Raw genomic sequence first — 24110 nt, forward strand, 5'->3', positions numbered from 1 at the left:
AAGGCGTTTAGGCCGTGCAACAGGCTTGGTCGGGTTCGTCGGTGCCGGGCCCAAAGGTGTCCGAGTCGGCCAGCACGGTGTAGACCTCCCAGCGTTCACCACTGGCTCCGGTGACCCAAACTTTGTCCTGTGCCGCAAAGCAGCAGGTGGTGTTGAGTTCTTCCTCGGTGAAGAGACCTTCGTCGGTGAGCCGGTTGATCTCGGCGTGCACTGTGTCGCTGTCCGGCACTTCGACGCCGAGGTGGTTGAGAGTGCCGCCGTGGCCGGGGTTCTCGATCAGCACGAGCTTGAGCGGGGGTTGGGTGATCGCGAAATTGGCGTAGCCCGGTTTGACCTTGCCGGGCTCGGCGTCGAAAAGCTTGGAGTAGAAGGCAATTGCCTCGTCCAGATCGTCGACGTTAAGGGCTAGCTGCACACGCGACATGGTGGTTCCTTTCTTCGGGGGCAGTTATGCGGTTGTGAAGGTTGGCAAGAGTTCGGTGATCAGCGCCTCGACACGGCGGGCTACGTCGTCGCGGACGGCCCGCACGGTTTCCAGGGATTGGCCGGCGGGATCAGGCAGCTTCCAGTCGCGGTAGGACACTCCACGAAAGTACGGGCAGGTGTCACCGCAGCCCATGGTGATCACGACGTCGCTGGACTGCACTGCGTCGCCGGTCAGGAGCTTGGGAGTCTCGGCGGTGATGTCGATGCCGAGTTCGGACATCGCCGTGATGACCGCGGGGTTCAGGCGATCGGCGGGTTCGGTTCCCGCGGAACGCACTTCGATCCGGTCCCCGGCCAGTTGCAGCAGCAGCGCCGCGGCCATTTGGGAGCGGCCGGCATTGTGCACACACACGAATAGGACACTGGGGCGCTCAGCCATCGCCGGTGCTCCCGCTCGAATCTGCGGTGTCCCGAAAGCCGAAGAGCCGGTGCCGAAATGCCAGCGAGAGGTAGACAAGTCCAACGAGAACGGGGACCTCGATCAAAGGGCCGACCACGCCGGCCAGCGCCTGCCCGGACGCGACGCCGTAGGTGCCGATCGCCACCGCGATGGCCAGCTCGAAGTTGTTACCGGCCGCAGTGAGCGCCAACGTGGTGGTGCGCGCATAGCCCAGCCGCAGTGCCACTCCGAGGGCATACCCGCCGGCCCACATGATCGCGAAGTACGCCAACAGTGGGATCGCAATCCGGGCGACATCCCATGGGCGGGAGGTGATCTGGTGACCCTGCAGGGCGAACAGGATAACGATGGTGAACAACAACCCGTACAGGGCCCACGGTCCGATGCGCGGAAGGAATCGGGTCTCGTACCACGGGCGGCCCTTGACGCGTTCGCCCACTCGGCGGGACAGGTACCCGGCCAGTAGCGGAATCCCGAGAAAGATCAGCACGGATTTGGCGATTTCCCAGGGGGAGACGGCGATGCCGGTTCGCGGCAGCCCCAGCCAGCCGGGCAGTACGGACAGATAGAACCAGCCCAGCGCGGCGAACATCAGCACTTGGAAGATCGAGTTCAGCGCGACCAGGACAGCCGCGGCTCCGCGGTCCCCGCACGCCAAGTCGTTCCAGATGATGACCATGGCGATGCAGCGGGCCAGTCCGACGATGATCAGACCGGTGCGGTATTCGGGGAGGTCGGCGAGTAGCAGCCATGCCAGGGTGAACATCACTGCCGGGCCGATCAGCCAATTGAGCAGCAGCGAGGACGCCATGAGTTTGCGGTCGCCGGTGATCTCGCCGAGCTGGTCGTAGCGCACCTTCGCCAGCACCGGGTACATCATCACCAACAGGCCCAGCGCGATCGGCAGTGAAATGCCCTCGACCTCAACGGCGCTCAGCGCCGATCCCAAGCCGGGCACCATCCGGCCGAGCAGCAGACCGGCGCCCATGGCCACCCCGATCCATAGCGGAAGCATCCGGTCCAGGGTCGAAAGCCGGGCGACAGGCTGTGCGGCCGGCTCTGATCGAGTCTGGGTCACGGTCAGCGCCCCGGTGTCGCCATGGCCATGTCATCGACCTTCAATGCTGACGAAAGTTGCTGCAATGCAGAGGGAATCACCCAGTAGTACACCCAGGTGCCCCGCCGCTCGCAGTCGATCAAGCCGGCCGCACGCAACAGCTTCAGGTGGTGGGAAATCGTCGGCTGGGAAACATCGAACGTCGACGAGATTTCACAGACACAAGCCTCACCGCCGGGATGGCTCGCGATCAGGCTCAACAACCGCAGCCGCACCGGGTCGCCGAGTGCTTTGAACATCGTCGCCAAGGTTGCCGCCTGCGCATCGTCCAGCGCGGTCGCACCCAGACTTGGGCAACACCCCGGCCGAGATTGATTCGACATTCTTCTATATAAACACATATCGAATCAGCCCGCCAGTCGTGAGCGGCGATCGAAACCGGCTGACTATTCCGTCGAGCGCTTCTTTCGCCAATAAGGGCTCTTGACCCCCTCCAGCGCTTCGATCACATAGCGATCCAGCGGCTGTCGGTTGGTCGACCGCAGTACCCACTGCTGGAAGGCGAAATCGGCTGCGGCAAAAGCAAGTTGGATCAGCAATCCGGGCCGCATATCGGTTTCCGGGTTGGCACCCATGCGTTGAGCGACGAGCTTGACCGCCCGGTCCTTGTCGGCGGGCGTGTGGATCGTCGCCTTGTCCAACAAGCCCGGCGCAACCAGCAGGGCTGCCCGCCACTCCTCGCAGTCGGCGCGGTCGAACGACTGGGTCCGCGTGACGATGGCATTGATCAGCGCGATATCGGGGGCCTCGGTGGCGGGCCGCTCTTCCAGGTGATTGACGATCGCCGCACCACCGTAGCGCACCGGCGCCAGCAGCAGCTCCTCCTTGGTCGGCACGTGGCGGAAGAAGGTGCGCGGTGACACGCCCGCGGCAGTGGCGATCTCCTCGGTGGTCACCGCGTCATAGCCGCGTTCGACAAACAACCGGAACGCCGCTCGGCGAATATCGGCGCGGATCTGTGCGCGCTGGCGATCACGGAGCGACTCGCCGGTCATCGGAAGCAGCCGATCCCACCGTCGACGTGAATGGTCTGACCGGTGATGAACGTGGCGTCACTGCCGAGCAGGAACGCCACCAGCGCGCCCACATCGGTGCGGACGTCGCCGATGCGCTTCATCGGAACCCGCCCCACCGCCTTGTCGTACTCCTTGGGCGCGAACGACTTCCAGAACTTCACGCCGTCGGATTCGGCGAACGGGCAGATGACATTGACGCGGATGTTGTCGCGTCCCCATTCCAGGGCGGCGACCTTGGAGAGGCCACGGATGCCTTCCTTGGCGGTCGCATAACCGCCCCACTTTGGTTCGCCCCCGGTGCCCGTCCCCGAGCCGAGGTTGACGATCGAGCCGCCGCCGGCCTTGACCATCAAGGGGTACACCGCCTGCATGAGCAGAAACGTCGCACGAGGGCCGACGTCGTGGCCGAGCGCAAAGTCCTCGAGGGTGATGTCGACGAACTTCTTGGGCTCGTTGGTGGCGATGGCATTGTTGACCAGTCCGTGCACCGTGCCGAAGGCCTCGACCGCGACGGCGGCGATCCGCTGCGCGCTGTCCGGGTCGCGCAGATCGGCGACCAGGCTTTCGACCGGGCCCAGCTCCTTGAGCTCGGTGGTGGTCGTTTGCAGGACGTCGGCCTGGATGTCGACCAGCAATACCGAAGCGCCGCGTTCGAGCAGCGCCGTCGCGGTGCCCTTGCCGACACCTTGAGCGGCGCCGGTGATGATTGCGACGTGGCCGCGCATCGAATCGGGATGGCTGTAACTCATGCGACGGGCCCCATCTGCAGCCGCACGCCGCGGTGCATTTCGTAGGTGCTACGTACCCCGTCGGGCAGTTCGATGAACTCCACCGGCGTCCCGTCCGGGTCCTTCACGAAAAACATTCGGACACCGCCGATCTCGAACGGCTCCTGGTCGGGCGTGTACCCGGCGTCGATGACGCGGCGATGCGTGTCGTCGAGATCGGTCACCGACAACGACACATTGTGGATACCGGTGATGCCCCGGCGTGCGGGTTTGCGCTCCGGCGGGTTCGTGCCGAGCGACAGCAGCTCGATCATCAGCCCGCCCAGCAAGCCACCGACCACCCGGCCCTCCTGTTTGCGGGTAGCGTGCAGCACCGCGTCGAAAGGTTCGCCGGAGATCAGGGATTCGAAGACGACGTCCATACCGAGCACGTCCCGGTAGAACGCCAGCGCGCGGTCCATGTCGGTGACGCCCACCACGAGGTGGCAGAACGACACATCGGCGACGACGCTCTCGCCGGTCACGACGGCCGCGCGAGATTGGGCGCCGGGCGCCCGGCGAACAGGGGCAGATCAAGGTAGGTCTTGATCCCCGGGTCCGCCGCGCACACATCGGGAATCGCGTTGATGCAGTGGTTGGCGGTGACCACGACGCCCGGGTTCTTGATCAGACCTTCGGCGATCGTCTCCGGCTGTAGCCCCTTGAAGGTCAGCTTCACCGGCGGGTCGCCGGTGATCTCCACCTCGAATCGTTCGCCGATCCCACCGAAATTCCAGGCCGGGTCCAGGTTTTCCTCACCCATCAGCCAGTTGACCGCCGCCTCGATCACCGGCTCGCCGTCGACAAGTGCCTGCCAGCGGAACCGGCGCGCGGCCACCTGTCCGGCCGTGATCGGGAACGGGTCGTAGTCGATGGTGGCGGTCGCGACCGCGATCTCCTGAATGGTCCTGATGTTCGGTTCGATGCGAAATCCCATGTGGTCGGCGATCATTCGCACCGACTGCTTGAAGCCCGCCTCCAGCAGGCTGGCCATGGGCCCGTTCACGGCTTCCTCCGGCGCGCCGCCGAAGCCCATGATGTGGCGGACCACGTCCGGGGCGTTGTAGGTGCGGATGTCGGAGAATTCCTCGGCACGCACATGCGTGACCGCCGCCGACAGCGAGGAGATCATCAGCGGGAATCGCTCAGTGATGCCTCCGGGGTGGATCCCCGAACCGTGAAGCGTCACACCGCTTTCCACTGCAGCATCGGCGACGGCTTGGTGCCGCTTGTTGCCCGGATCGGGGTAGACCCAGCCGACCGGAGTCACCACGTTCTTGCCGGACCGCAGGATCGCGATGACCTCGTCGTCGCTGGGCACCAACGGGCTGTACATGACGCAGTCGGCGTCGAGCGCGAGGATCTCGTCGATGCTCGACGTGGCCGTGACGCCCAGGTCCTCGGTCCCGATGATCCGGCCGACATCGACGCCGTTCTTGTTGGCGCTGTGCACCCAGCAGCCGGCCAGTTCGAGCTGCGGGTGGTTGAGCACGCAGGAGATGGCGGCCTTGCCGACGCCCCCGGTCGCCCACTGAATGACACGAAGCTTGGCCGAACTGCTCATCGGTGTCCTTTCGATTGCACGTCTTTACATGCCAACGACCGAAATGGCACAGTATGACCCGCTGGCAGTCACTGTCAACAACGGAAGGTCTGTTCATGAGCGTGCTCGAGGGCAAGGTCGCGATCGTCACCGGAACCAGCCGCGGCGTGGGGGTCGGTATCGCCCATGAACTGCTGCGCGCCGGCGCCACCGTCATCGGCTGTTCGCGCGGGCCGCTGGACACCATCCCCGGTGTCGACGCCGAATCCGAGTGGGCGCCCCGCGCCTCGCAACGGGTCTGCGATCAGGGCGACTGCGGCTCGATCGACGCCTTCGTCGCCGACGTGGTCGCCACGCACGGCCGGATCGACATCCTTGTCAACAACGCCGGCGGCACCGTCCCGGCGCCGCACGTGGAGAGCATTCCCGAACTCGTGCAACGCATTCAGGGCGCCCCGCCCAGCGACGACGACTACCAACGCACCGCGCTGTTCCACGCGTTCGCGGTGCAGATGAACCTGATCAGCCCGCTCTGGTTCGCGATCCGCGCCTATCGGCAGATGGCGACCCAGGACGGCGTCGGCTGCATCATCAATATCTCGAGCGGCGCCGGGCATCCGGCGGGTTCGCCGACCTTGGTCTCCTACGGTGCGGCCAAGAGCGGCCTCAACCACCTCACCCGGTCACTGGCCGAGGAGTGGGGACCGAAGGTGCGCGTCAACTGTGTGGCCCTGGGCCCGACGATGACCGAAAACTTCCGGTCGTTCGTGTTGCCCAAGGACGATCCGACCGGCGAGAAGTACTTCGCCGCCGTTCCGATGCGCCGCGCCGGCGAGCCCGCCGAGGTCGGACGCGTCTGCGTCTTCCTGGCCGGCGGGGAAGCCGACTTCGTCAACGGCACCACCATCGAATGCGACGGCGGCATGATGCCCGGCGTGCTCTACGACGCGGGCCTGAAGACGATCACCGATCTGCTGTAAGCCCTGTGCACCAACGGCTTTCACTGTGCGTCCAGGGCGGCGACACGCCGACTGAGGGCGCCCCTACCGCACACTCAAAGCCCTCAGCGCACAGTCAAGCAGAGGCCTGGATGCCGGTGAGCAGCATGTCGAGGGCGCGGTCGAAGTCGTCGGCCATCGTCGAACGTCGGCTGGTCTCGGACAGTGCTGCCAAGTGCGGGTGCTCGGCGCCGGCAAGGTCGCCGATCCGCTTGGCGGCGGCCGCATTGGATTGTTCTCGGTCGTCCCCCGCAAGCGGGTGGGCCAATTCGACTTGGGCGGCACCCATTACGAGACTGAGCACTCCGCGGAACGCGGCGAGCACGTCGAGGTCGCTCAGTCCCGCGCGCCGCAGCGCCTCGATGAGGCGTTCGGCCGGCAGGTAGCCGACCGACGACACCGTGCGGCGCGTCAACACCAACGGCGCGGCGTTGGGGTGTTGTCGCATGCCAAGCCACCAGGCGGTCGCGATGGCCTTGACGTCGGCTCGCCAATCGTCGGACCGCCGTGGCAGACGGATATCGGCGAGCACCGCTTCTGCGACGAGACCTTCGAGTTCCTCGCGGTCTTTGACGTAGTTGTACAGCGTCATCGGTCCGGTACCCAAAGCGGCCGCCAGGGATCGCATGCTCAGGCTCGCCAGCCCGTCCTTGTCGACGATCCGGATCGCCTGCGCCCGTACTTCGGCGAGAGTGAATCTTGCCCGCATGGAACGGCCGTCCTCCTCATTGTCCGCATCCCATTGACACGTACGATGTACGTAAGTTAAAACGTACGGTGTACGTATCTAGGGAAGGATCTCACATGACCGCTACCTACGACACCGTCAGGGTGTCCTTCATGTCGCGCGGTACCCGCTGCGCGGGTTGGCTGACTCTTCCCGGCGGGCCAGGCCCGCATCCGGGCCTGGTGCTGGCTCATGGATTGGGCGCCACGCATGGCATGTCGCTGTCCCAGTACGAACAGCATTTCGCCAAATCCGGGATCGCGACGCTGGCGTTCGACTATCGATACACCGGCGAATCCGACGGGGAGCCGCGCCAGCAGTTCAGCATGCGTGCGCACCGCCACGACGTCGAGGCGGCGCTGGACTACCTGCGCCAGCACGGCAGTATCGACGCCGCCCGGCTGGGCCTATGGGGGACCAGTCTGGGCGCGCTGCATGTGCTGCAAGCGGCGGCACACGGGGTCGACGTCGCGGCGGTGGCGGTGCAATGCCCGATCGTGCACGGGCCGACAACGATGCTGCGAGGCGGCATTTCGCCCGCCCTGCGGCTCACGCCGGCGATCGTCGCCGACGCCATCGGCCGGCTGCGTCGGGCAGGCCGAACCTACATCCCCATCGTCGGTCGGCCCGGCGAATTGGCCGCGGTCACCGGCGTGGGCGCGTTGGACGGCTGGTATTCCACCGTTTCGCCGGGGTGCACCTTCGACAACCGCATGGCGGCGATGGACATACTCGGTATCGTTGCGAGCAGTGCGAAGCGTGGCGCCGCGAAAATCGAAGCACCGCTGCTCGTTTGCGTATCGGAAAAGGAAAACTTGATGGACCCGCGGCATGCCGAAGACGTCGCTGCCGCCGCGCCGCGCGGTCTGGCGAGGCACTACGACGGGGATCACTTCCAGATCTATCACCCGCCGCTGCTGAGCACGCTGCTCGACGATCAAACCGCCTTCCTGCAGGAGCATCTCGGTGTCCGGGTCGGCTAATGCATTGCGCGACAACGACACCAGGCTGATCGCGTTGGGCCGGGATATCAGCGCCGCACAGTGGGCCCAACCGAGCCTGTGCACGGAGTGGACCAATCACGAGGTACTGGCCCATCTCGTCATCGGCTATGGGGTCGCGTTCTCCGCGGTTGCCACCAGCATGCTGCGACACCGCGGCCGGTTCGATGCCGCAAACACCGAACTGGCCCGGGACCTTGCGGTCCGGCGCGGTCCGGGGCAGTTGCTCGACGAACTGGTGGCGCTGGCTCGTCGCCCCCGAGGCATCGGGCGCCTCTTCCCGAAGCGGCTGCTGCTGGGCGACCACGTCATCCACGAACTCGACATCACGTATGCGCTGGGCAACGAGTCGGCGGTGCCGGTGTCGACCGTCGTCGCCGTGCTGAACACCCAGGTGCGGGTGCCCAACCCGTTCGTCCCCGCGGCCGCGCGCGCCCGTGGCCTCAATCTGCTTGCCACCGATACGAACTGGGCTCGTAAGGCCGACGGACCCGCGGTTGCCGGGCAGGCCGCTCACCTGGCATCCGTGCTCGCGGGAAGACCCTGGGCGCTGCGACACTTGAGCGGCGACGGCGTGGCGGTACTTTCTACCCGGATGTGATCGCACAACGGCAGGAAGACTCACATGAGCGGACTGGAACCCACTCCCGAGCAATTCGCGGCGCTGGCCGCGCGCCCCGCGGACGCACCGGTGGTGATGGTCAACCTGCTGAAGTTCAAATCCGAGGGCGGCGTGGAGCGCTACCTGCAGTACGGCGCGGGAGTTGTTCGGCATCTCGAACGCGCCGGTGCCACCGTCCGCTATACGGGAGGAGCGCCGTCGGTGGTGATCGGCGACGGTGAAAAGCCTTGGTGGGACGCGATTATCATCGTCGAGTACCCGTCGCCGCAGGCCTTTGTCGACATGGTGACCGACTCGGAGTACCTCAAGGTGCACGAGCATCGCGCCGCCGCGCTGGAGCGCGGAGATCTGATCGCGACGTCGATGTGGTCGATCGCGGCAGATTGATACAGCTCAATTCGAGCTGATGGGCTCGGGGATGTCCCGCAGGTACCACGGTCCTTCGCCGAGCAGCGTCAATTCCTGATGGTGATGCTGCTCGATGGTGCTGCGGTGGCTGACGCTGACCACGATGCAGTCCGGCAACTCGGTCCGTAGCAGGTTGTACAGCAAGAACTCCAGAGCTTCGTCGACCGCGGAGGTGGCCTCGTCGAGGAAGACGGCCTTGGGTTTGATCGCCAACAGCCGGGCGAACGCGATGCGTTGCTGCTCTCCGGGCGAGAGGACCTTGGCCCAGTCCCGTTCCTCGTCGAGTCGGGTGGTCAGGTTGGGCAGCGCGGCCCTGATCAGCGCCTGCTGCAATGTGGCGTCGTCGATCTCGCCGGCCACGGCGGGGTAGGACACCACGGCGCGCAGGTTGCCGAGCGGGACGTAGGGCAGCTGGGACAGGAACATCACCTGGTTGGGGCCGTCCGGGCGGCGCAGCGTTCCCGAGGCATACGGCCACAACTGCGCCAGGGTGCGCAACAGGGTGGTTTTCCCGCTGCCCGACCTCCCGGTGACGACCAGCGCGTCGCCGGGCCTCAACCGCAGATCGAGCGGTTCGATCAGTCGCGTCCCGGACGGGGTACGGACCTCGACATCGGCCAGCTCGACCGAGCCGTCCGAGCTGGCCACGGCCGACAGCTCCGGGAGCGTCCGTGCCGCGGCGTTGGCCTCGACCAGTCCATTGAGGCGCAGTATCGCGGCCCGGTAGCTGGCGAAGCGGTCGTACGCGTTGCGGAAGAACGACAGCGAATCCTCGATATGGCTGAAGGCGCTGGCCGACTGCGTCACCCCGCCGAACTTGACGCTGCCGGCGAACAGCCGCGGCGCCTGCACGATGAAGGGCAACGGGGTGATCGCCTGACTCACCGTGAGGTTCCAGCCGATGAACCCGATCGTGCGCCGCACATAGCTTCGGTAGTTGGCGATCGTCGTATCGAACCGGCTGGCCAGCTGTGCGTGCTCGGCCCGCTCACCGCGATAGAGGCCGACCGCCTCGGCGGCGTCGCGCAGCCGCACCAGCGCATACCGGAATGCGGCGTTGAACTGTTCGTTGCGAAAGCTGAGGCGGATCAACGGGCGGCCTATCCAGAACGCGACCACCGTGGCGACCAGAACGTGGACGAATACGACCCAGAACAGCGCCCTTGGGATGGCCAGCCCGAGGACGTGCAGCGTGCCGGAAAGCCGCCACAGAATCACGCTGAATGACACGACCGAGACGATCGAATGAACCGCGCCGAAAAGCAAATTGCTCGACGTGCCGGCGTTTGGGTGGTTGGCCGAACCGCCCATTCCGGCGGTGAAAATGTCGATGTCGAGCTGGATGCGTTGGTCGGGGTTGTCGATCGTGGCGTCGCTAAAACGGGCGCGGTAGTACGCGCGTCGATCGAGCCAGTCCATCGTCAAACGATCGGTGAGCCACACCCGCCAGCGGATGAGGAACTGCTGCGTCAAGTACAAATCCGCCATCGCCCGCAACACGTGCAACGTCGCGAGGACGCAGAACGTGCGGATGGCCACCCAAAAGCCGTGGATGCCGGAGTCGCGCACGGCATCGTTGCCCGCGCCGGCTCCCTGAAATGCGGTCTGCAGAGACGAGTACAGGTCGTTGCTGTAGTAGCTGAGCAAGATGTTGATCCGCACCGCCAGCATGACCGACAGCAGCAGCACAGCAAACTGGCCCCACACCGCGACGCTCTGCCGCCCGGTGAAGTAACCGCCTGTGATCCGCCAGAACTCGCTGCCCCACCCGGTGTACCGGACCGCCGCGATGCCGAAGACAAGCAAACAGACCGCGCTGATCGCCCAGGCCTCGAGAATCCAGCGCGACGATGCGACCAGTTCGTGGTTCCAGTCGATCGACGGTGTGAATTTGTCCATCGCAGGCTCGTCTCTTTCGGGGGCTTCTCGGTCAATCCGATAGTGAAGTAATCACGATCATTCCCGGTCTGTCCGTCGGCGGTCCGGGGAAGGCCGATCTTGTTGCCGCACAACCCTTCCTAGAAATTGCTGGCGGGTGCTTGCCAGTAGGCGTCTAATTGGCAAATGGAACTGATGAGCCCCACCGACTCGGTCTTTCTGCTGGGTGAATCCCGTGAGCATCCCATGCACGTCGGGGGCCTGTCGTTGTACGAGCCTCCAGAGGGTGCCGGTCTGGGGTTCGTGCGGGAGTTCTACGACAGCCTGGTCGTCCAGCAGGATTTCCAGCCGACCTTTCTCAAGCGCCCGGCGACCTTCTTGGGCGGGATCGCCAACCTCGGCTGGTCCTACGACAAGGACCTGGACATCGACTATCACGTCCGGCGCTCCGCACTGCCCTCGCCGGGGCGGGTCCGCGATCTGCTCGAGCTGACCTCGCTGCTGCACAGCGCCCTGCTCGATCGCCACCGTCCGCTGTGGGAGGCGTACGTGATCGAGGGACTCAAGGACGGCCGCTTCGCGATCTACACCAAGATGCACCACTCGCTGATCGACGGCGTCTCGGCCCTGAAGCTGATGCAGCGCGCCCTGTCGAACGACCCTGAGGACACCGAGATCCGGGCACCCTGGAACCTGCGCAAACCGAAACGTAAGCCGGCGCCGTCGTCGCGGCTGAGCTCGCTGATGCATACGGCGGGATCCCTTGCGGCACTTGCCCCGTCGACGGTCATGCTGGCTCGCGCCGCGCTGTTCGAACAGCAACTTACGCTGCCGTTCGGCGCCCCGCGCACCATGCTCAACGTCAAGATCGGCGGGGCCCGGCGCTGCGCCGCGCAGTCATGGTCGGTGGACCGGATCAAGAACGTCAAGAACGCGGCGGGGGCCACGCTCAACGATGTCGTGCTGGCGATGTGTTCGGGTGCCCTGCGTTATTACCTGCTGGAGCAGGACGCCCTGCCGGAGGCGCCGCTGCTGGCGATGGTCCCGGTCAGCCTGCGCCGGGAGGACGAGGCCGACGCCGGCGGAAACCTGGTCGGGGCGATCCTGTGCAACCTGGCCACCGACATCGAGGACCCGGCGAAGCGGCTGGAGACCGTGAGCGAGTCCATGCACAAGAACAAGACGGTGTTCTCCCAGTTGCCGCGAGCTCAAGCGTTGGCGTTGTCCGCGGTGAACATGAGTGCGCTGGCGATGTCGGCGGTTCCCGGATGGGTGACGTCGACGGCGCCGCCCTTCAACATCATCATCTCCAACGTTCCGGGACCCCGCGAGCAGATGTACTACGGCGGCGCACGACTGGACGGAAGCTATCCGCTGTCCGCCATCCTCGACGGCCAGGCACTGAACATCACGCTGGTCAGTAATGCCGACAAGCTCGATTTCGGTCTGGTCGGATGCCGGCGCAGCGTGCCGCACCTACAGCGCCTGCTCGCGCATTTGGAGTCGTCGCTCAAAGACCTGGAACGCGCCGTCGGGGTCTGAGCCGGGTGGCCAAACTCAGCGCGGGGGTGCTGTTGTATCGCATCCGCGACGGTGTCGTCGAAGTCTTGCTCGCGCATCCGGGCGGCCCGTTCTGGGCTCGCAAGGATGACGGCGCGTGGTCGATTCCCAAGGGGGAGTACGCCGACGATGAGGATCCCTGGGCTGCGGCGCGGCGTGAGTTTTCCGAGGAGCTGGGGCTACCGGTCCCGGCCGGACCGCGCCTCGACCTCGGTGCCTTGAAACAACCCGGCGGCAAAGTGGTCACCGCCTTCGCCGTCCGGGGCGACCTCGACGTTGGCGACGCGCGCAGCAACACCTTCGAATTGGAGTGGCCGAAAGGCTCGGGCAAGGTGCGCGAGTTTCCCGAAGTCGATCGGGTGGAATGGTTCCCGGTGGCACAGGCACACGCCAAATTGCTTAAGGGACAACGACCTTACCTCGATTTGTTGATGGCGCACCCGGAGCTGACGGGCCTCACCGAAGGGTGTTAGCACGCTGCCCGCGCCTGCGCATCGCGAAGATGACGACCGGCACCGCCACCGCGATCACGACGAACAGGAATCCGGCGAACACGATCAGCTCGATCGGGATGACGGCGTTGTGGTCGACGTATAGCACCTGCCGGTACGCGTCATCGTTGGCCGCGTTGGCGAAGCTGAAATCCGACGAGATCTGCGCCGGCTTGGGGATATTCACCTGGAGCTTGGTCAGGTAGCCGCCGTGGTCGGCGGACAATTCGCGCAGCAGCGTGTCCCGCACGTCGGCGGAGACGTTGCCGGCGAACTGGACTTGGACGGACTGGCCGGCCTGCGCCGCGGCGTCGGCGTCGGTGCGCTGCTGTCGATGATCGGACAGGGTAAAGATCGTGACTTGCTGCGGACTCGCGGCCGCGACCGAGAGTCGCATGGGATAGATCAGTTGCTTCGACGGGAAGGCCATCCGCACCGGGTTGAGGCCGCCCACGATGGGGTCGGAACTCGTCAGCCGGATCGCGACGAACGACCACCCGTCGCGCACGTACGGGCCCAGCGCGTCCGACACCGCCGGGCGGATGGCATAACCGTTGTCGTCCAACCACTTCTGCAATCCGCTCAGGTCACCGCCGGCCAACGTGGTGGCCTCCAGCGGCCCGAGGTGGACCTGGTTGACCACCGTGGGGCCCCGGGGAGCCGCGGCCTCGAGAGGCGCGGAGGCGCTGGAGCCCACCTGCCCCAGCACCCAGTGCCGGCGCTGCTGGACCCTGGGGGCGGTGAGGGTCTCCAGCTCGGCGAATGTCGCCTTGTCACCCTCGGTGACGGTCGCCGGGGTCGGGGTGGGCACCACCAGGGCGACGTTGTTCGTGTCGGCATTCAGGGCGAGTTGCATGACGATGGTTTCGCTGGATCCATCCCAATGCAGCAGCGCCACTTCGTGGTTCATGGCGGCCTGGCCGCCGACGGGAGGGACGATCGCACCGCACGCGCATGCGTAGCCCGGAGCGGCCATGGCCACATTGGCCAGGGTAGCCAGAACGACGGCGACCAGACCCAACCCGCATGTGCGGGGTATCTTCATGGCGCAATGCTAGTTGCTGAAGAGCGCCTGGTCACCCTGTTCTCGCTGCGGCTTAAGGTGCGACATGCACAATGTGTCCATGACGACTGCGCCGATTCAGCCCGCCGGGCCCGCCGACCAAGCCGAATCGCAAAAGTTGCTATTCGGATTTCTCGACCCGGCGAATCGCGCCGATCCGTATCGGCTGTGCGCACAGATTCGCGACGGTGGACCGATCCTGCTGCCCGAGGCGCATCTCGCAGTCTTCTCGACCTACCGGGACTGCGACGACGCCCTGCGGCACCCGGCGTCGAGCAGCGACCGGATGAAATCGGCGCGCGCTCAGGAGCAGGTTGAAGCACAGATCCGGGAACTCATCGAATCCGGTGCGCCGCCACCCGCGCAACCGCCGCCGGGTTTTCTGTTCCTCGATCCCCCCGATCACACACGGTTGCGCAAGCTGGTCAGCAAGGCGTTCGCGCCGAAGGTGGTCAATGCGCTGCGGCCCGACATCAGTGTCCTGGTGGGCGGATTGCTCGACGCGATCGCCGAGAAGGGCAGCTTCGACGTCATCGAAGATTTCGCGTACCCGCTGCCGGTGGCCGTCATCTGCCGGCTGCTCGGTGTGCCACTGGAAGACGAGCCGCAATTCAGCCATGCCTCGGGATTGCTTGCGCAAGCACTGGATCCGTTCGTCACGTTCACCGGCTCGGCCTCGGATGGTCTGCAGGAGCGCCTCGACGCCGGAACGTGGCTGCGGGAGTATCTGCACGGCCTGATCGACCGCCGTCGCTCGCGGCCCGGCGAGGATTTGATGTCGGGTCTGATCGCGGTGGAGGAGTCCGGTGACCAGCTGACCGAAGAGGAGATCGTCTCGACCTGCCTGCTGTTGCTGGTTGCCGGTCATGAGACCACGGTCAACCTGATCGGCAACGCGGTCCTGGCGATGCTGCGCGAGCCGTCGCAATGGGCGGCGTTGCGCGCGGACGGGACCCGTGTCTCGGCGGTCATCGAGGAGACCCTGCGATACGACCCGCCGGTTCAGATGGTGGGCCGAATTGCCCTCGAAGACATGAAGATTGGACAAGTCGAGGTGCCCGAGGGCGACGTGATGATGTTATTGCTCGCCGCAGCACACCGGGACCCGGCCGAGTTCGACCGGCCGGATACCTTCGATCCCGATCGGGGAACATTGCGGCACTTGGGTTTTGGACGTGGCCTGCATTACTGTCTGGGCGCGCCGCTGGCACGGATGGAAGCCAGCATTGCCCTGTCGGAGGCGGCGGCGCGCTTTCCGGACGCCCGGCTGGGCAGCGAACCGCAATACAAGGCGAACGTCACCCTGCGGGGGCTATCGGAGCTGACCGTCGCTGTCTAGCTCCGTCCCGCAACCGAGGTGTCAGCTGCTCGGCAAGCCCATTCGGGGCGCGTACTGCGGGCAGAAGTTTGTGACCGATGCGGTGATGAACAGCGCGGATTGATTCCTGTCGAGACCGGAATGCTGATTGAGGTATTGGTACGCCGCCTCTTGGTAGTCGAGCATCGCGCACACTTCATTGGCGTCCTCGATCAGGGCGCCATCCGGTGCGCCGACCCCGATCCCGGCAGCCCGTACCTGGTTGAGGAAGTCGGCCGTCGTTGCATGTGCCTCCGGCATCGCACCCCCGAAAAGCGCGATAGCCGCCAGGATTCCTATGGCCAGGGGCTTCTTCACGGCCGCCGCAGCGTTCATCGTTGACTTCCTTCCGACCAATTCATTTAAGGATCTGCTTCCGCCCGTCGCTCAGTACGGAGGGAGACCATAACTGGCTTCGGTGCACGTGGACCAAACAAGCGGTAATGAATTATGACCCACCGTGACGGCGTTTGCCTGTATGTCGACAGGCAAGGCTCGGCCGGGCTATCGGCTTTTCCGATCTGGCCGTTTCTCCAAGGTTCGGCCCGATATCGCTCGGGGCGAAGGTGACTGGTAGCCCGTTGCTTATCCGGGGGTCAGCTGCGGGCAGAAGTACTTGACCGAGACGTCAACGAACATAGCGGCCTTCTGTGCATTTAGACCGGAGTTCTGGACAAGGTATTGGTAGGGCGACTCCTGATAGTCGAGCATGGCGCACACTTCCTGCGCGTCCTCAATCAGGGCCGCATCCGATTTATGCAGTCCGACCCCATTTGCGCGCACCAGGCTAAGGAAGTCATCGGGTTTGGTCGCATGTGCGACCGGCGTTCCCGACGAAAGTGCGATGGCCGCCAAGATCGCCATGGCAGAAGGCGTCAAGAATGCCGTCGAGTTCATCTGTTGACTTCTCTCCGTTAACCATCTAGACACCTACGATCCGCGCAGGTAGCCGGCGCCGCAACGGGTTTTCGCTTCTAGATCGCTGTGCAGATGCTGTACGCACCACGGCGAGCAGCCGCTCGCGCAGCTGCCGAGCGCGTACTAAATCGGGTATTGGACGCCGTCCGAGCCGCGCTTTCAGCCGAGACCGGGGACGATATCGCTCAGGCTGAAAGTAACTGGCTGTTCGAGTTGTTCGTAGGTGCACGAGCGTGGATCGCGGTCGGCGCGCCAGCGGCTGAACTGCGCGGTGTGGCGGAACCGTCGGCCTTCCATGTGGTCGTAGCGGACCTCGACCACCTGCTCGGGGCGCAGCGGGACGAACGAGAGGTCCTTGCCGGCGTTCCACCGCGACGTCTCGTTCTTGCGCGGGGTGCGCTCGCCGGCTTCGTGGGCGGCCCAGTTCCACGGATGATCATCGAAAGTGGTTACCAGCGATTGCAATTCGGTAAAGAGTCGCCGCCGCTCGGCCATCGGAAACGCGCCGATCACGCCGACCGACGCCAGCTGGCCATCATCTTGATAGAGCCCCAGCAACAGCGACCCGATCGCGTCGCCGCCGGACTTGTGCACTCGATACCCGGCGACCACGCAGTCGGCAGTGCGCTCGTGCTTGATCTTGAACATGACGCGCTTGTCCGGCTGGTAGGTGATGGTCAGTGGCTTCGCGATGACGCCGTCGAGACCGGCCCCCTCGAACTCGTCGAACCAGAGATGCGCCGTCTCGACATCCGTGGTTGCCGGTGTGACATGAAACGCCCCGGCCGATCCGGCCGCGGAAACAGGCACAGCGTCGACGAGGGCGACACGCCGCTCGCTGAACGGACGCGAGGTGAAATCCTCGTCGCCGAGCGCCAGCAGGTCGAAGGCGATGAACGACGCGGGGGTGTGCTCGGCGAGCATCCGCACCCGCGAATCGGCCGGGTGAATGCGCTGTTGCAGTGCCTCGAAGTCCAAACCGTGGTCGGTGGCGATCACGATCTCGCCGTCGATCACGCACCGCGGCGGCAGCTCGGCCTGGGCCGCGGCGATCAGCTCGGGGAAATACCGGGTCATCGGGCGCTCGTTGCGGCTACCCAGTTCCACCTGATCGCCGTCCCGGAAGCAGATGGAGCGGAAGCCGTCCCATTTGGGCTCATACGAGGCGTCCGGGGGGATCGCTTTGACCGACTTGGCCAGCATCGGCGAAACCGGCGGCATCACGGGCAAGTCCATTGGTTCATTCTGACCCGCGGCGTGCTGGAATCGAGACATGGCTGCGGCACCCGAAGAGCTCGACGTCGACGGCGTCTCGGTGCGACTCTCCAACCCGGACAAGGTGTACTTCCCGAAGCTCGGGTTTAAGGGCACCAAGCGGCGGCTTGTCGAGTACTACCTCGCCGTGGCGGGCGGCCCGATGCTGGATGCCCTGCGTAACCGGCCCACCCACCTGCAGCGTTTTCCGGACGGCATTGACGGCGAGGAGATCTACCAGAAGCGGATTCCTGCGCATCATCCCGATTATCTGGAGACCTGCCGGGTCACCTTCCCGTCGGGACGGACCGCCGACGCGCTGATGGTGACGCATCCGGCGGCGATCGTCTGGGCGGCGCAGATGGGCACGGTCACGCTGCATCCGTGGCAGGTGCGCTGCCCCGACACCGAGCACCCCGACGAGCTGCGCATCGACCTTGACCCCCAGCCCGGCGTCGGTTTCGAGCAGGCGCGTTCGGTCGCGGTGGACGTGCTGCGGCCGTTGCTCGACGAGCTCGGCCTCGTCGGCTATCCCAAGACGTCCGGGGGCCGCGGGATCCACGTGTTTCTGCGGATCGCCACCGACTGGGACTTCATCGCGGTGCGCCGGGCGGGCATCGCGCTGGCGCGTGAGGTGGAACGCCGCGCGCCGGACGCGGTGACCACGTCGTGGTGGAAGGAGGAGCGCGGCGAGCGGATATTCGTCGACTTCAACCAAAACGCCCGGGACCGCACGATGGCCTCGCCGTACTCGGTGCGACGGACGCCGATCGCGACCGTGTCGATGCCGCTGACCTGGGATGAGTTAGCCGGCGCGGAGCCGGACGACTACACGATGGCAACCGTGCCGGACCTCGTGCAGGGGCGCGACGACCCGTGGGCCGGCATGGACGGGAAGGCCCAATCGCTTACTCCATTGCTCGAGATGGTCGAGGCGGACGAAGAGCGCGGCCTGGGCGATATGCCCTACCCGCCGAATTACCCCAAAATGCCCGGCGAGCCGAAACGAGTACAACCGAGTCGCGATACCGATCTGACCAGGAAAAACAAGTCGAATTGAATGAAGGCGTTCGTCGGCGCGCACTGCGGGGTCGTGATTATTTTCTGCAATTACCGACGACGTGGATGGCCTATTCTGGCAGTCTGATATCAAATTATCGCGGCGTTGCTTTGGGGGAGTTACGGCGGTCGAGCCGGGGGCGGCCAGGAAGGAACGAAGTAGTAGTCATGTCCGGTCTGAAGAGCAAGCTCCTGATCGTGGCGATCCTCGCCGCGACCGCCACCGCGACCGCGGGATGCGACATCCCCCTGACGATCGACTGCACCCCCTACGTCTGCACGGGCTAGTCCCTGACGGGTGAGGCACCCGCCGGCAGGATCATCATCGTCACCGGGAACTTCAGCGTTGCGCCGCCGCCGGCGAACGCGCAGTAGACGATCTCCATTTCCAGCGGGGTGTGGCCGATAGGCCGGGTTTCCATCTCCAGATGAGGCTCGAGGTAGTGCGGGGTCGCCAGCCAGTTGAGGCCGCGGTGGATCGACTCGACCAAGTTCATCCGTTCGATTCTACGCGTGCGGTGAAAAATGTTGTTGCACAGTGTGTTTCGATCATATATCCCGGCTGAGGATGCGTCCGGTTGTGGGCTCCCGCGGTGATCGGGAAAACGCCAACGGAATGGCGGCACCGAATTCGCGGGAATCCCCTATGAGTTCGCCCGCCGATTCAGAAAGGGCGACGCCGCGAATTAACTCGCGCTCGATTACGACTGTGCGGGCTGCGGCACAAATCCCGGCTGGCCCGTCAATGTTTCGGGCGCGCCGTCGCGTGAGCGCAATATCCAGGCCGCGACGACTGCGATCAGCGCACCTGCCGCGCCGGCTGTCGGGGCCGGGCCGGCCGGCCCGCACAGCACCATGTACCCGAAGGCGGAGCCGACCACGAGCAGGGCAGAGTGGAGCAGCGTCCATTGCGAGATCGAGCGCAGCCGGAAGGACAGGGCGATACCGAGCAGCAGCGCGATCACGTGCCCAACCGCGGTGAAGTCCGCGCTCAACGCCGCGGCGACGGCGTTGCCGAGCCACCAACCGATCCAGACCGGCCGCCAGCGCGACGGTATCGACGCCGTGAGCGCCCCCAGCACACACACCGCGCCGTAACTCATCCCCACATCGGTGGCGCGCGCCAGGGACATCGGTAGCCACCCCGCCTTCAGGGCGGTGGTCAGCCAGGCGGCGACGACCAACGTGGCACCGATATGACCGAGTGCGAACGCGACGACCAAACCCCTACTGCGCCAGATCAGTTCGCCCAGCGCCAGCAAGCACACCAGCCCCGGCAGCCAGAACAGGACGTGGCCGCCGTCGCTGAGGAACGCGCTGCCGACCAGCGTGACGATGTGGCCGTGGGCCAGATTGTGCAAATTGGTGCTCATCTCGCGCACCGCGACGTCGTGGGTGTGCGGACCGAGCACCGTCAGCAGGAAGGACACCCCGAGCAACATGACGGCGTACACGATGGTGGCCGGCAACCACGCCGCGACAGACAGCACCCGTGAGCTCAGCGTCGTCCGGCGGTTCTCGATGCGCAGCGCCGCAGCTGCACCTTCCCGGGCGGCCCGGGTCGCGATTGGTGGCCAATGATCGGCGTGCGGGTTCATAGCCATGTCAGCCACGCCTATTTCCCCCTCGCCTCGTTGACAACCATTGTGACGGAACCCGGTCGGTGCTTCTGGTGAGACCAATCACAGTCACGCGCCAGCAGGTCAGCGACGGTTTCCCGGCGTACGAGTGGGCGAGTCCGACCGCCGGCGACGGCGATCAGCGGCGGACGGCCGACCAGGTTGCAGGCCGACCCCATCGAATAGTGGTAGGCGCCAGTGCAAGCCAGCGCCAGCAGATCGCCGGGGTGGATGTCGGTGGCCAGCTCGACGTCGCGCGCGATCTCTTCGCCGGATTCGCATTGCCGGCCCACAATCGTCACGGGCGCAGTCGTAGTGGGCAAGTGCCGGTTGGCCAGCGCCGCTGTGTATTTCACGCCGCGCAGCCCCTCATGCGGATTGTCGACCATGCCGCCGTCGACGACGGCGAAGGTGCGCCCGCCGGGCCGATGTCTGACGTCGATCACCCGGTACAGCGTTATTCCGGCACGCGCGGCGATCGCCCGGCCCGGCTCCATCACGATCTGCGGGCGGGGATAGCCGTAGTCGGCACACGCGGACCGAAGCGTGGAATCGACGACCTCGGCGAGTGCGTGCGGGCTCAGTTCGGGATCGCCATACACATAGGGGACGCCGTGGCCGCCGCCCAGATCGAGCTGGCTCAGCACGACGCCATGGCGATCGCGCGCTTCGGCCATCAGGGCCACCAACTGCCGGATCGCCGGGCCGTAGCGCCGCGGGTCGGTAATCCGCGACCCGAGGTGGCAGTGCAGCCCGACCAGGTTCAGCCAGGGCTGATCCAGAATGCGCCGGACGGCACCGGCGGCCCGGCCATCCGCCACGGTAAAGCCGAGCCCGGCCCCGCCGTGGGCTTCGATGCCGGGGATCACCCGAATCAGCACGTTCTGGCGGTGACGCACCTGCGCGGCCAGCAGCGCGATCGTGTTCGGGGAGTCGATGACGATGCGGCCCACCTCGGCGTCGACCGCGTCGTGCAGTTCGGCGCCGGTCATGGCATTGCCGTGCAGCACGATCTGCGACGGCGCCACCCCGGCGGTCAACACGGTGGCCAGTTCGCCGGGCGAGCAGACGTTGAGGCCGGCACCCTCGGAGGCCGCCCACTGCGCCACCGCGGTGCTCAGCAGTGCCTTGGCGGCGTAGACCAGCTCAACTTCGGGAAGCGCCGCGCGATAGCCCCGGATCCGGGCCCGAAAATCCAGCTCATCCACCACGTAGGCGGGCGTGCCGTAGTCGGCGGCGATCTCGGTGACGGGCACCGCGCCGACGCACAGCCGGCCCAGGTCGTCGACGGAGGCGCTCAACGGCCAGATGGCGCGATCGAGGTGCGGGCTCAATCCGTGCGAAAGCGACGGAAGCAGCTCGAACTGCGTCATGCTTCCAAATTGAGGTGTGCGGCGCCGTCTCGCCACGTTCTTAACGGATTTTTCACAACCGGGTGATCAATCTTCACGGTTCGCGACGAGTGAGCCGCCCCCGCACGCCTAGCTGGCGGCCTTCGCCGTCCCGAACGGCACGTCGTCGGGTGCTGCCTTGCGCGCGGCCATCAGCGCTCGCGCGGCATCGCCAATGGGAATGCGCAGGGGCAGTCGGGGCTGTTCGGCGGCGTCGGCCACCTCGGTGGCGACCTGCTCGGGAGTGATCATCCCGGCCCGCGGACCGCCGCCGGTCAGAATCGCCGCGTAGGGATCGTCGGGCAGCGTGTAGGTGGTCACGTTGTCGAGGGCGCCGGAGCTGACCGCGCCGGGTTCCAGTAGCGCGGCCTGGACGCCGAACGGCTCGACCTCGATGGCCAGCGCCTCGACGAGCGCTTCCAGTGCCCACTTCGTCGCGGCGTAGGCCGCACCCGGTGGCCGCACGATCCGACCCATGACGCTGGACATGAACAGCAGCTTGCCGTCGCCGCGGGCGCGCATCTGCGGCACCACCGCCTGCGCCACCCGGACGGCGCCAATGGTGTTGAGGCTCAACATGCGATTGAGCTCCGGCAGCGGAATCGCCTCGACGGCGGCGTAGAAGATGACCCCGGCATTGGCGATCACGATGTCGACATCGCCCGCGGCGGCGAAGGCTGCCCGCACGCTGGCGTCGTCGGTGACGTCGAGGGCCAGTCGCTCGTCGACGTCGAGGCCGCCCAGCGTGCCCGGATCGCGCGCGGTCGCCACCACCCGATACCCGCGCTGGACGAACTCGGCGGCGATGGCGCGGCCGATGCCGCGGCTGGCACCGGTGATCAGAACAGAAGACATGTCGTTGTGCTCCTTGTGGATTCGGCTGGTGTCACGCCCGAGTGGCCGCGGGCGCTGCGACAAAGTGGTGCAGATTGCGACGGATGAACTCGACAAGGCGCGTCGGCGGGCGGCTAAGCATCGCGGCCAACGCGTCGGGGTCCGCCGCAATGAGCGGTTCGGTTCGTTGGGACAGGAGACCGCCAACGGTCGAGATATGTTGTGCCATCGCGGCATTGATGAGGGAGGTGGGCTCTGCCTGTGCGGCGGACTCCAATTCGCTGCGCCATGCGGCCGCGGAGATGGGCTGGAAGCGAACGGACCGACCGGTCTCGGCCGAGACGATGCGGGCCACCTCCACGTGGCTGATCATCTCGGCCGGAGGCGGATAGCTGATCCGGGCAGACTCCGGCGCCGGCGACAAGAGCTCAGCAACGGCGATCTCCGCCGCGTCGTCACCGCCGATCCAGGGTGCCGGGCCTTCGCCGAAGCTGTTGGCAATCAGGCCGTCCTCGCGAATCATGTTGCCGTGCAACAGCAAGACGTTCTCGTGGAACAGCCCGCCGAACCGCAGCACGGTGGGGTTCAGGCCCGCCCAGGTGAAGACCTCCTCGGCGACCGCCTGCCCCTGACCCAGCCTGCTGGGGCTGTCCACCGAAGACACCGCCATCGACATCACCACCAGGTGCGGCCTCGGGCTGACATCGACCAGAACCGACGCGAGATTCGCCGCAGCCGAAACAACACCTGCCGCAACGGGATAGGTGAAGTACACCGCACCGACATCGTGTGCGGCCGAGACCAGCGACGCCCGATCGTGCAGATCGCCGACCACGGTCGTGGCCCCGCGGCGCCGCAGGGCTTCGGCGCGCTCGTCGTCGGTGCGCACCAGCGCGCGCACCGGGTGTCCGCGGCTCAGCAGGCGTTCTGCCACGATCCGTCCGGTGCCGCCGTGCCGGCCCGTCGCGCCGATTACCAGGATCGGGGCGTTCATCGGCGCAGCTCGAAGATCAGCAGGGTGGTGCTGGCGGTCGCGACGACATTGCCATTGGCGTCGGTGAGCTCGCCTTCGGCGAAGCCGATCCGGGAGCCCGCTTTGACGACGGAGCCCACCGCGGTCAGTGGCCCGCTGTCCAGCGTCACCGCCTTGAGGTAGTTGACCTTGATCTCGACCGAGGTGTACCCGACTCCCTGCGGCAGCGTGGTGTGCAGCGCACAGGCGGCAACGGTGTCGAGCAGTGTGCACACCGCGCCGCCGTGCACCAGTCCCAGCGGGTTGTACATCGACTCGTCCGGCGTCCAGGAGAAAGTGATGGCACCGTTTTCCACCGCGACGATGCCCATCTGCATCAGCTCGCCGATCGGCGGCGGGGGCAGGTGCCCGTCGGCGACGGCCTGCCAGTAGGAAAGGCCGCTCATCGACGCGACCGTGGCCTGCGTCGTCATCGGGTCGCGCCAGGTGATGGTGCGCGACTGCTCGGCACCCCACGGCGGCGAGCTTGGGATGTCGGTGCGCGAAGAAGTCGTCATGCAATCCCCTCGAAAACTGATCGGTTTACTTGATAGGACGAAACTAATAGCAATTTCGGCGTTTGTAAACC

General features: G+C 65.9%; 26 protein-coding genes and 1 pseudogene. 8 read left to right on the forward strand and 19 right to left on the reverse strand.

The window, feature by feature from the left end; translation table 11 throughout:
• Positions 1-7 precede the first annotated feature (7 nt).
• The 7 genes and pseudogenes from G6N55_RS18900 to G6N55_RS18935 all read right to left on the reverse strand — a co-directional run bounded on the left by G6N55_RS18900 (position 8) and on the right by G6N55_RS18935 (position 5350).
• On the reverse strand, positions 8-424 hold the full coding sequence (locus tag G6N55_RS18900; RefSeq protein WP_085224855.1) for an ArsI/CadI family heavy metal resistance metalloenzyme: 417 nt from the start codon (positions 422-424) through the stop codon (positions 8-10).
• 24 nt (positions 425-448) lie between these two features.
• Positions 449-1970: pseudogene (arsB, locus tag G6N55_RS18910) on the reverse strand (ACR3 family arsenite efflux transporter).
• Positions 1967-2326 carry an ArsR/SmtB family transcription factor gene (locus G6N55_RS18915; RefSeq protein WP_085224861.1) on the reverse strand — a complete coding sequence of 120 codons (360 nt, stop codon included), beginning with the start codon at positions 2324-2326 and terminating at the stop codon, positions 1967-1969. The pseudogene arsB and the gene G6N55_RS18915 overlap by 4 nt, the downstream one beginning before the upstream one ends.
• A 63-nt stretch (positions 2327-2389) precedes the next feature.
• Positions 2390-2998 (reverse strand): TetR/AcrR family transcriptional regulator, encoded by a 609-nt coding sequence (locus G6N55_RS18920; RefSeq protein ID WP_085224863.1) that lies wholly within the window; start codon positions 2996-2998, stop codon positions 2390-2392.
• Positions 2995-3768: an SDR family NAD(P)-dependent oxidoreductase gene (locus tag G6N55_RS18925; RefSeq protein ID WP_085224865.1), complete on the reverse strand. Its 774-nt coding sequence runs from the start codon at positions 3766-3768 to the stop codon at positions 2995-2997. Before G6N55_RS18925 ends, G6N55_RS18920 begins: the two co-directional genes overlap by 4 nt.
• Positions 3765-4271 (reverse strand): VOC family protein, encoded by a 507-nt coding sequence (locus G6N55_RS18930; protein WP_085224868.1) that lies wholly within the window; start codon positions 4269-4271, stop codon positions 3765-3767. The genes G6N55_RS18925 and G6N55_RS18930 overlap by 4 nt, the downstream gene beginning before the upstream one ends.
• On the reverse strand, positions 4268-5350 hold the full coding sequence (locus tag G6N55_RS18935; protein ID WP_085224869.1) for an NAD(P)H-dependent amine dehydrogenase family protein: 1083 nt from the start codon (positions 5348-5350) through the stop codon (positions 4268-4270). Before G6N55_RS18935 ends, G6N55_RS18930 begins: the two co-directional genes overlap by 4 nt.
• A gap of 95 nt (positions 5351-5445) precedes the next feature.
• Here G6N55_RS18935 and G6N55_RS18940 point away from each other — a divergent pair, with 95 nt between their 5' ends.
• Entirely contained in the window at positions 5446-6309 is an 864-nt protein-coding gene (locus tag G6N55_RS18940; RefSeq protein ID WP_085225004.1) for an SDR family NAD(P)-dependent oxidoreductase, read from the forward strand.
• A gap of 94 nt (positions 6310-6403) precedes the next feature.
• On the opposite strand, the gene G6N55_RS18945 is transcribed toward G6N55_RS18940, so the two are convergent.
• Entirely contained in the window at positions 6404-7036 is a 633-nt protein-coding gene (locus tag G6N55_RS18945; RefSeq protein ID WP_085224871.1) for a TetR/AcrR family transcriptional regulator, read from the reverse strand.
• 95 nt (positions 7037-7131) lie between these two features.
• On the opposite strand from G6N55_RS18945, the gene G6N55_RS18950 reads away from it, so the two are divergent.
• The 3 genes from G6N55_RS18950 to G6N55_RS18960 are packed head-to-tail and all read left to right on the forward strand — an operon-like array spanning position 7132 to position 9064.
• Positions 7132-8037: an alpha/beta hydrolase gene (locus G6N55_RS18950; protein WP_085224873.1), complete on the forward strand. Its 906-nt coding sequence runs from the start codon at positions 7132-7134 to the stop codon at positions 8035-8037.
• Complete coding sequence (locus G6N55_RS18955) at positions 8021-8656, forward strand: maleylpyruvate isomerase family mycothiol-dependent enzyme (RefSeq protein WP_085224875.1); 636 nt, start codon at positions 8021-8023, stop codon at positions 8654-8656. Before G6N55_RS18950 ends, G6N55_RS18955 begins: the two co-directional genes overlap by 17 nt.
• A 24-nt stretch (positions 8657-8680) precedes the next feature.
• Entirely contained in the window at positions 8681-9064 is a 384-nt protein-coding gene (locus G6N55_RS18960; RefSeq protein ID WP_085224877.1) for a DUF1330 domain-containing protein, read from the forward strand.
• Positions 9065-9070: 6 nt separating this feature from the next.
• On the opposite strand, the gene G6N55_RS18965 is transcribed toward G6N55_RS18960, so the two are convergent.
• The gene (locus G6N55_RS18965) at positions 9071-10984 is read right to left on the reverse strand and encodes an ABC transporter ATP-binding protein/permease (protein WP_085224879.1); all 1914 of its coding nucleotides are present in this window, start codon (positions 10982-10984) and stop codon (positions 9071-9073) included.
• 165 nt (positions 10985-11149) lie between these two features.
• Between G6N55_RS18965 and G6N55_RS18970 the strand changes: the two genes are divergently transcribed.
• Both G6N55_RS18970 and G6N55_RS18975 read left to right on the forward strand, forming a co-directional pair.
• Positions 11150-12505, forward strand: a complete 1356-nt coding sequence (locus G6N55_RS18970; protein ID WP_085224881.1) for a WS/DGAT/MGAT family O-acyltransferase — start codon at positions 11150-11152, stop codon at positions 12503-12505.
• 5 nt (positions 12506-12510) lie between these two features.
• Positions 12511-12996, forward strand: a complete 486-nt coding sequence (locus G6N55_RS18975) for an NUDIX domain-containing protein (RefSeq protein WP_085224883.1) — start codon at positions 12511-12513, stop codon at positions 12994-12996.
• Here the strand turns inward: G6N55_RS18975 and G6N55_RS18980 are convergent.
• Positions 12980-14059: a DUF2330 domain-containing protein gene (locus G6N55_RS18980; protein ID WP_085224885.1), complete on the reverse strand. Its 1080-nt coding sequence runs from the start codon at positions 14057-14059 to the stop codon at positions 12980-12982. The genes G6N55_RS18975 and G6N55_RS18980 overlap by 17 nt on opposite strands.
• Before the next feature lie 79 nt (positions 14060-14138).
• On the opposite strand from G6N55_RS18980, the gene G6N55_RS18985 reads away from it, so the two are divergent.
• Entirely contained in the window at positions 14139-15416 is a 1278-nt protein-coding gene (locus G6N55_RS18985) for a cytochrome P450 (protein WP_085225006.1), read from the forward strand.
• Between the two features lie 21 nt (positions 15417-15437).
• On the opposite strand, the gene G6N55_RS18990 is transcribed toward G6N55_RS18985, so the two are convergent.
• From G6N55_RS18990 to G6N55_RS19000, 3 genes are all read right to left on the reverse strand, one after another.
• Positions 15438-15770: a DUF732 domain-containing protein gene (locus tag G6N55_RS18990; protein ID WP_085224887.1), complete on the reverse strand. Its 333-nt coding sequence runs from the start codon at positions 15768-15770 to the stop codon at positions 15438-15440.
• A 249-nt stretch (positions 15771-16019) separates the two neighbouring features.
• Positions 16020-16331 (reverse strand): DUF732 domain-containing protein, encoded by a 312-nt coding sequence (locus G6N55_RS18995; protein WP_085224889.1) that lies wholly within the window; start codon positions 16329-16331, stop codon positions 16020-16022.
• 180 nt (positions 16332-16511) lie between these two features.
• Positions 16512-17588: an ATP-dependent DNA ligase gene (locus G6N55_RS19000; protein WP_085225008.1), complete on the reverse strand. Its 1077-nt coding sequence runs from the start codon at positions 17586-17588 to the stop codon at positions 16512-16514.
• 37 nt (positions 17589-17625) lie between these two features.
• On the opposite strand from G6N55_RS19000, the gene ligD reads away from it, so the two are divergent.
• A complete protein-coding gene (ligD, locus tag G6N55_RS19005; protein WP_085224891.1) occupies positions 17626-18666 on the forward strand; it encodes a non-homologous end-joining DNA ligase in 1041 nt (346 codons plus the stop codon).
• Between the two features lie 283 nt (positions 18667-18949).
• Here the strand turns inward: ligD and G6N55_RS19010 are convergent, their stop codons facing one another.
• From G6N55_RS19010 to G6N55_RS19035, 6 genes are all read right to left on the reverse strand, one after another.
• Positions 18950-19162 carry a hypothetical protein gene (locus G6N55_RS19010; RefSeq protein WP_085224893.1) on the reverse strand — a complete coding sequence of 71 codons (213 nt, stop codon included), beginning with the start codon at positions 19160-19162 and terminating at the stop codon, positions 18950-18952.
• 204 nt (positions 19163-19366) lie between these two features.
• On the reverse strand, positions 19367-20269 hold the full coding sequence (locus G6N55_RS19015; protein WP_085224894.1) for a rhomboid-like protein: 903 nt from the start codon (positions 20267-20269) through the stop codon (positions 19367-19369).
• 11 nt (positions 20270-20280) lie between these two features.
• Positions 20281-21657 carry a diaminopimelate decarboxylase gene (lysA, locus tag G6N55_RS19020; RefSeq protein WP_085224896.1) on the reverse strand — a complete coding sequence of 459 codons (1377 nt, stop codon included), beginning with the start codon at positions 21655-21657 and terminating at the stop codon, positions 20281-20283.
• A gap of 108 nt (positions 21658-21765) precedes the next feature.
• Positions 21766-22530 (reverse strand): SDR family NAD(P)-dependent oxidoreductase, encoded by a 765-nt coding sequence (locus tag G6N55_RS19025; RefSeq protein WP_085225010.1) that lies wholly within the window; start codon positions 22528-22530, stop codon positions 21766-21768.
• A gap of 31 nt (positions 22531-22561) precedes the next feature.
• On the reverse strand, positions 22562-23503 hold the full coding sequence (locus tag G6N55_RS19030; RefSeq protein ID WP_085224898.1) for an NmrA family NAD(P)-binding protein: 942 nt from the start codon (positions 23501-23503) through the stop codon (positions 22562-22564).
• Positions 23500-24039: a PaaI family thioesterase gene (locus G6N55_RS19035; protein WP_085224900.1), complete on the reverse strand. Its 540-nt coding sequence runs from the start codon at positions 24037-24039 to the stop codon at positions 23500-23502. The genes G6N55_RS19030 and G6N55_RS19035 overlap by 4 nt, the downstream gene beginning before the upstream one ends.
• Positions 24040-24110: the final 71 nt, after the last annotated feature.

Source organism: Mycobacterium florentinum (assembly GCF_010730355.1).
GTDB classification, from domain to species: Bacteria; Actinomycetota; Actinomycetes; order Mycobacteriales; family Mycobacteriaceae; genus Mycobacterium; species Mycobacterium florentinum.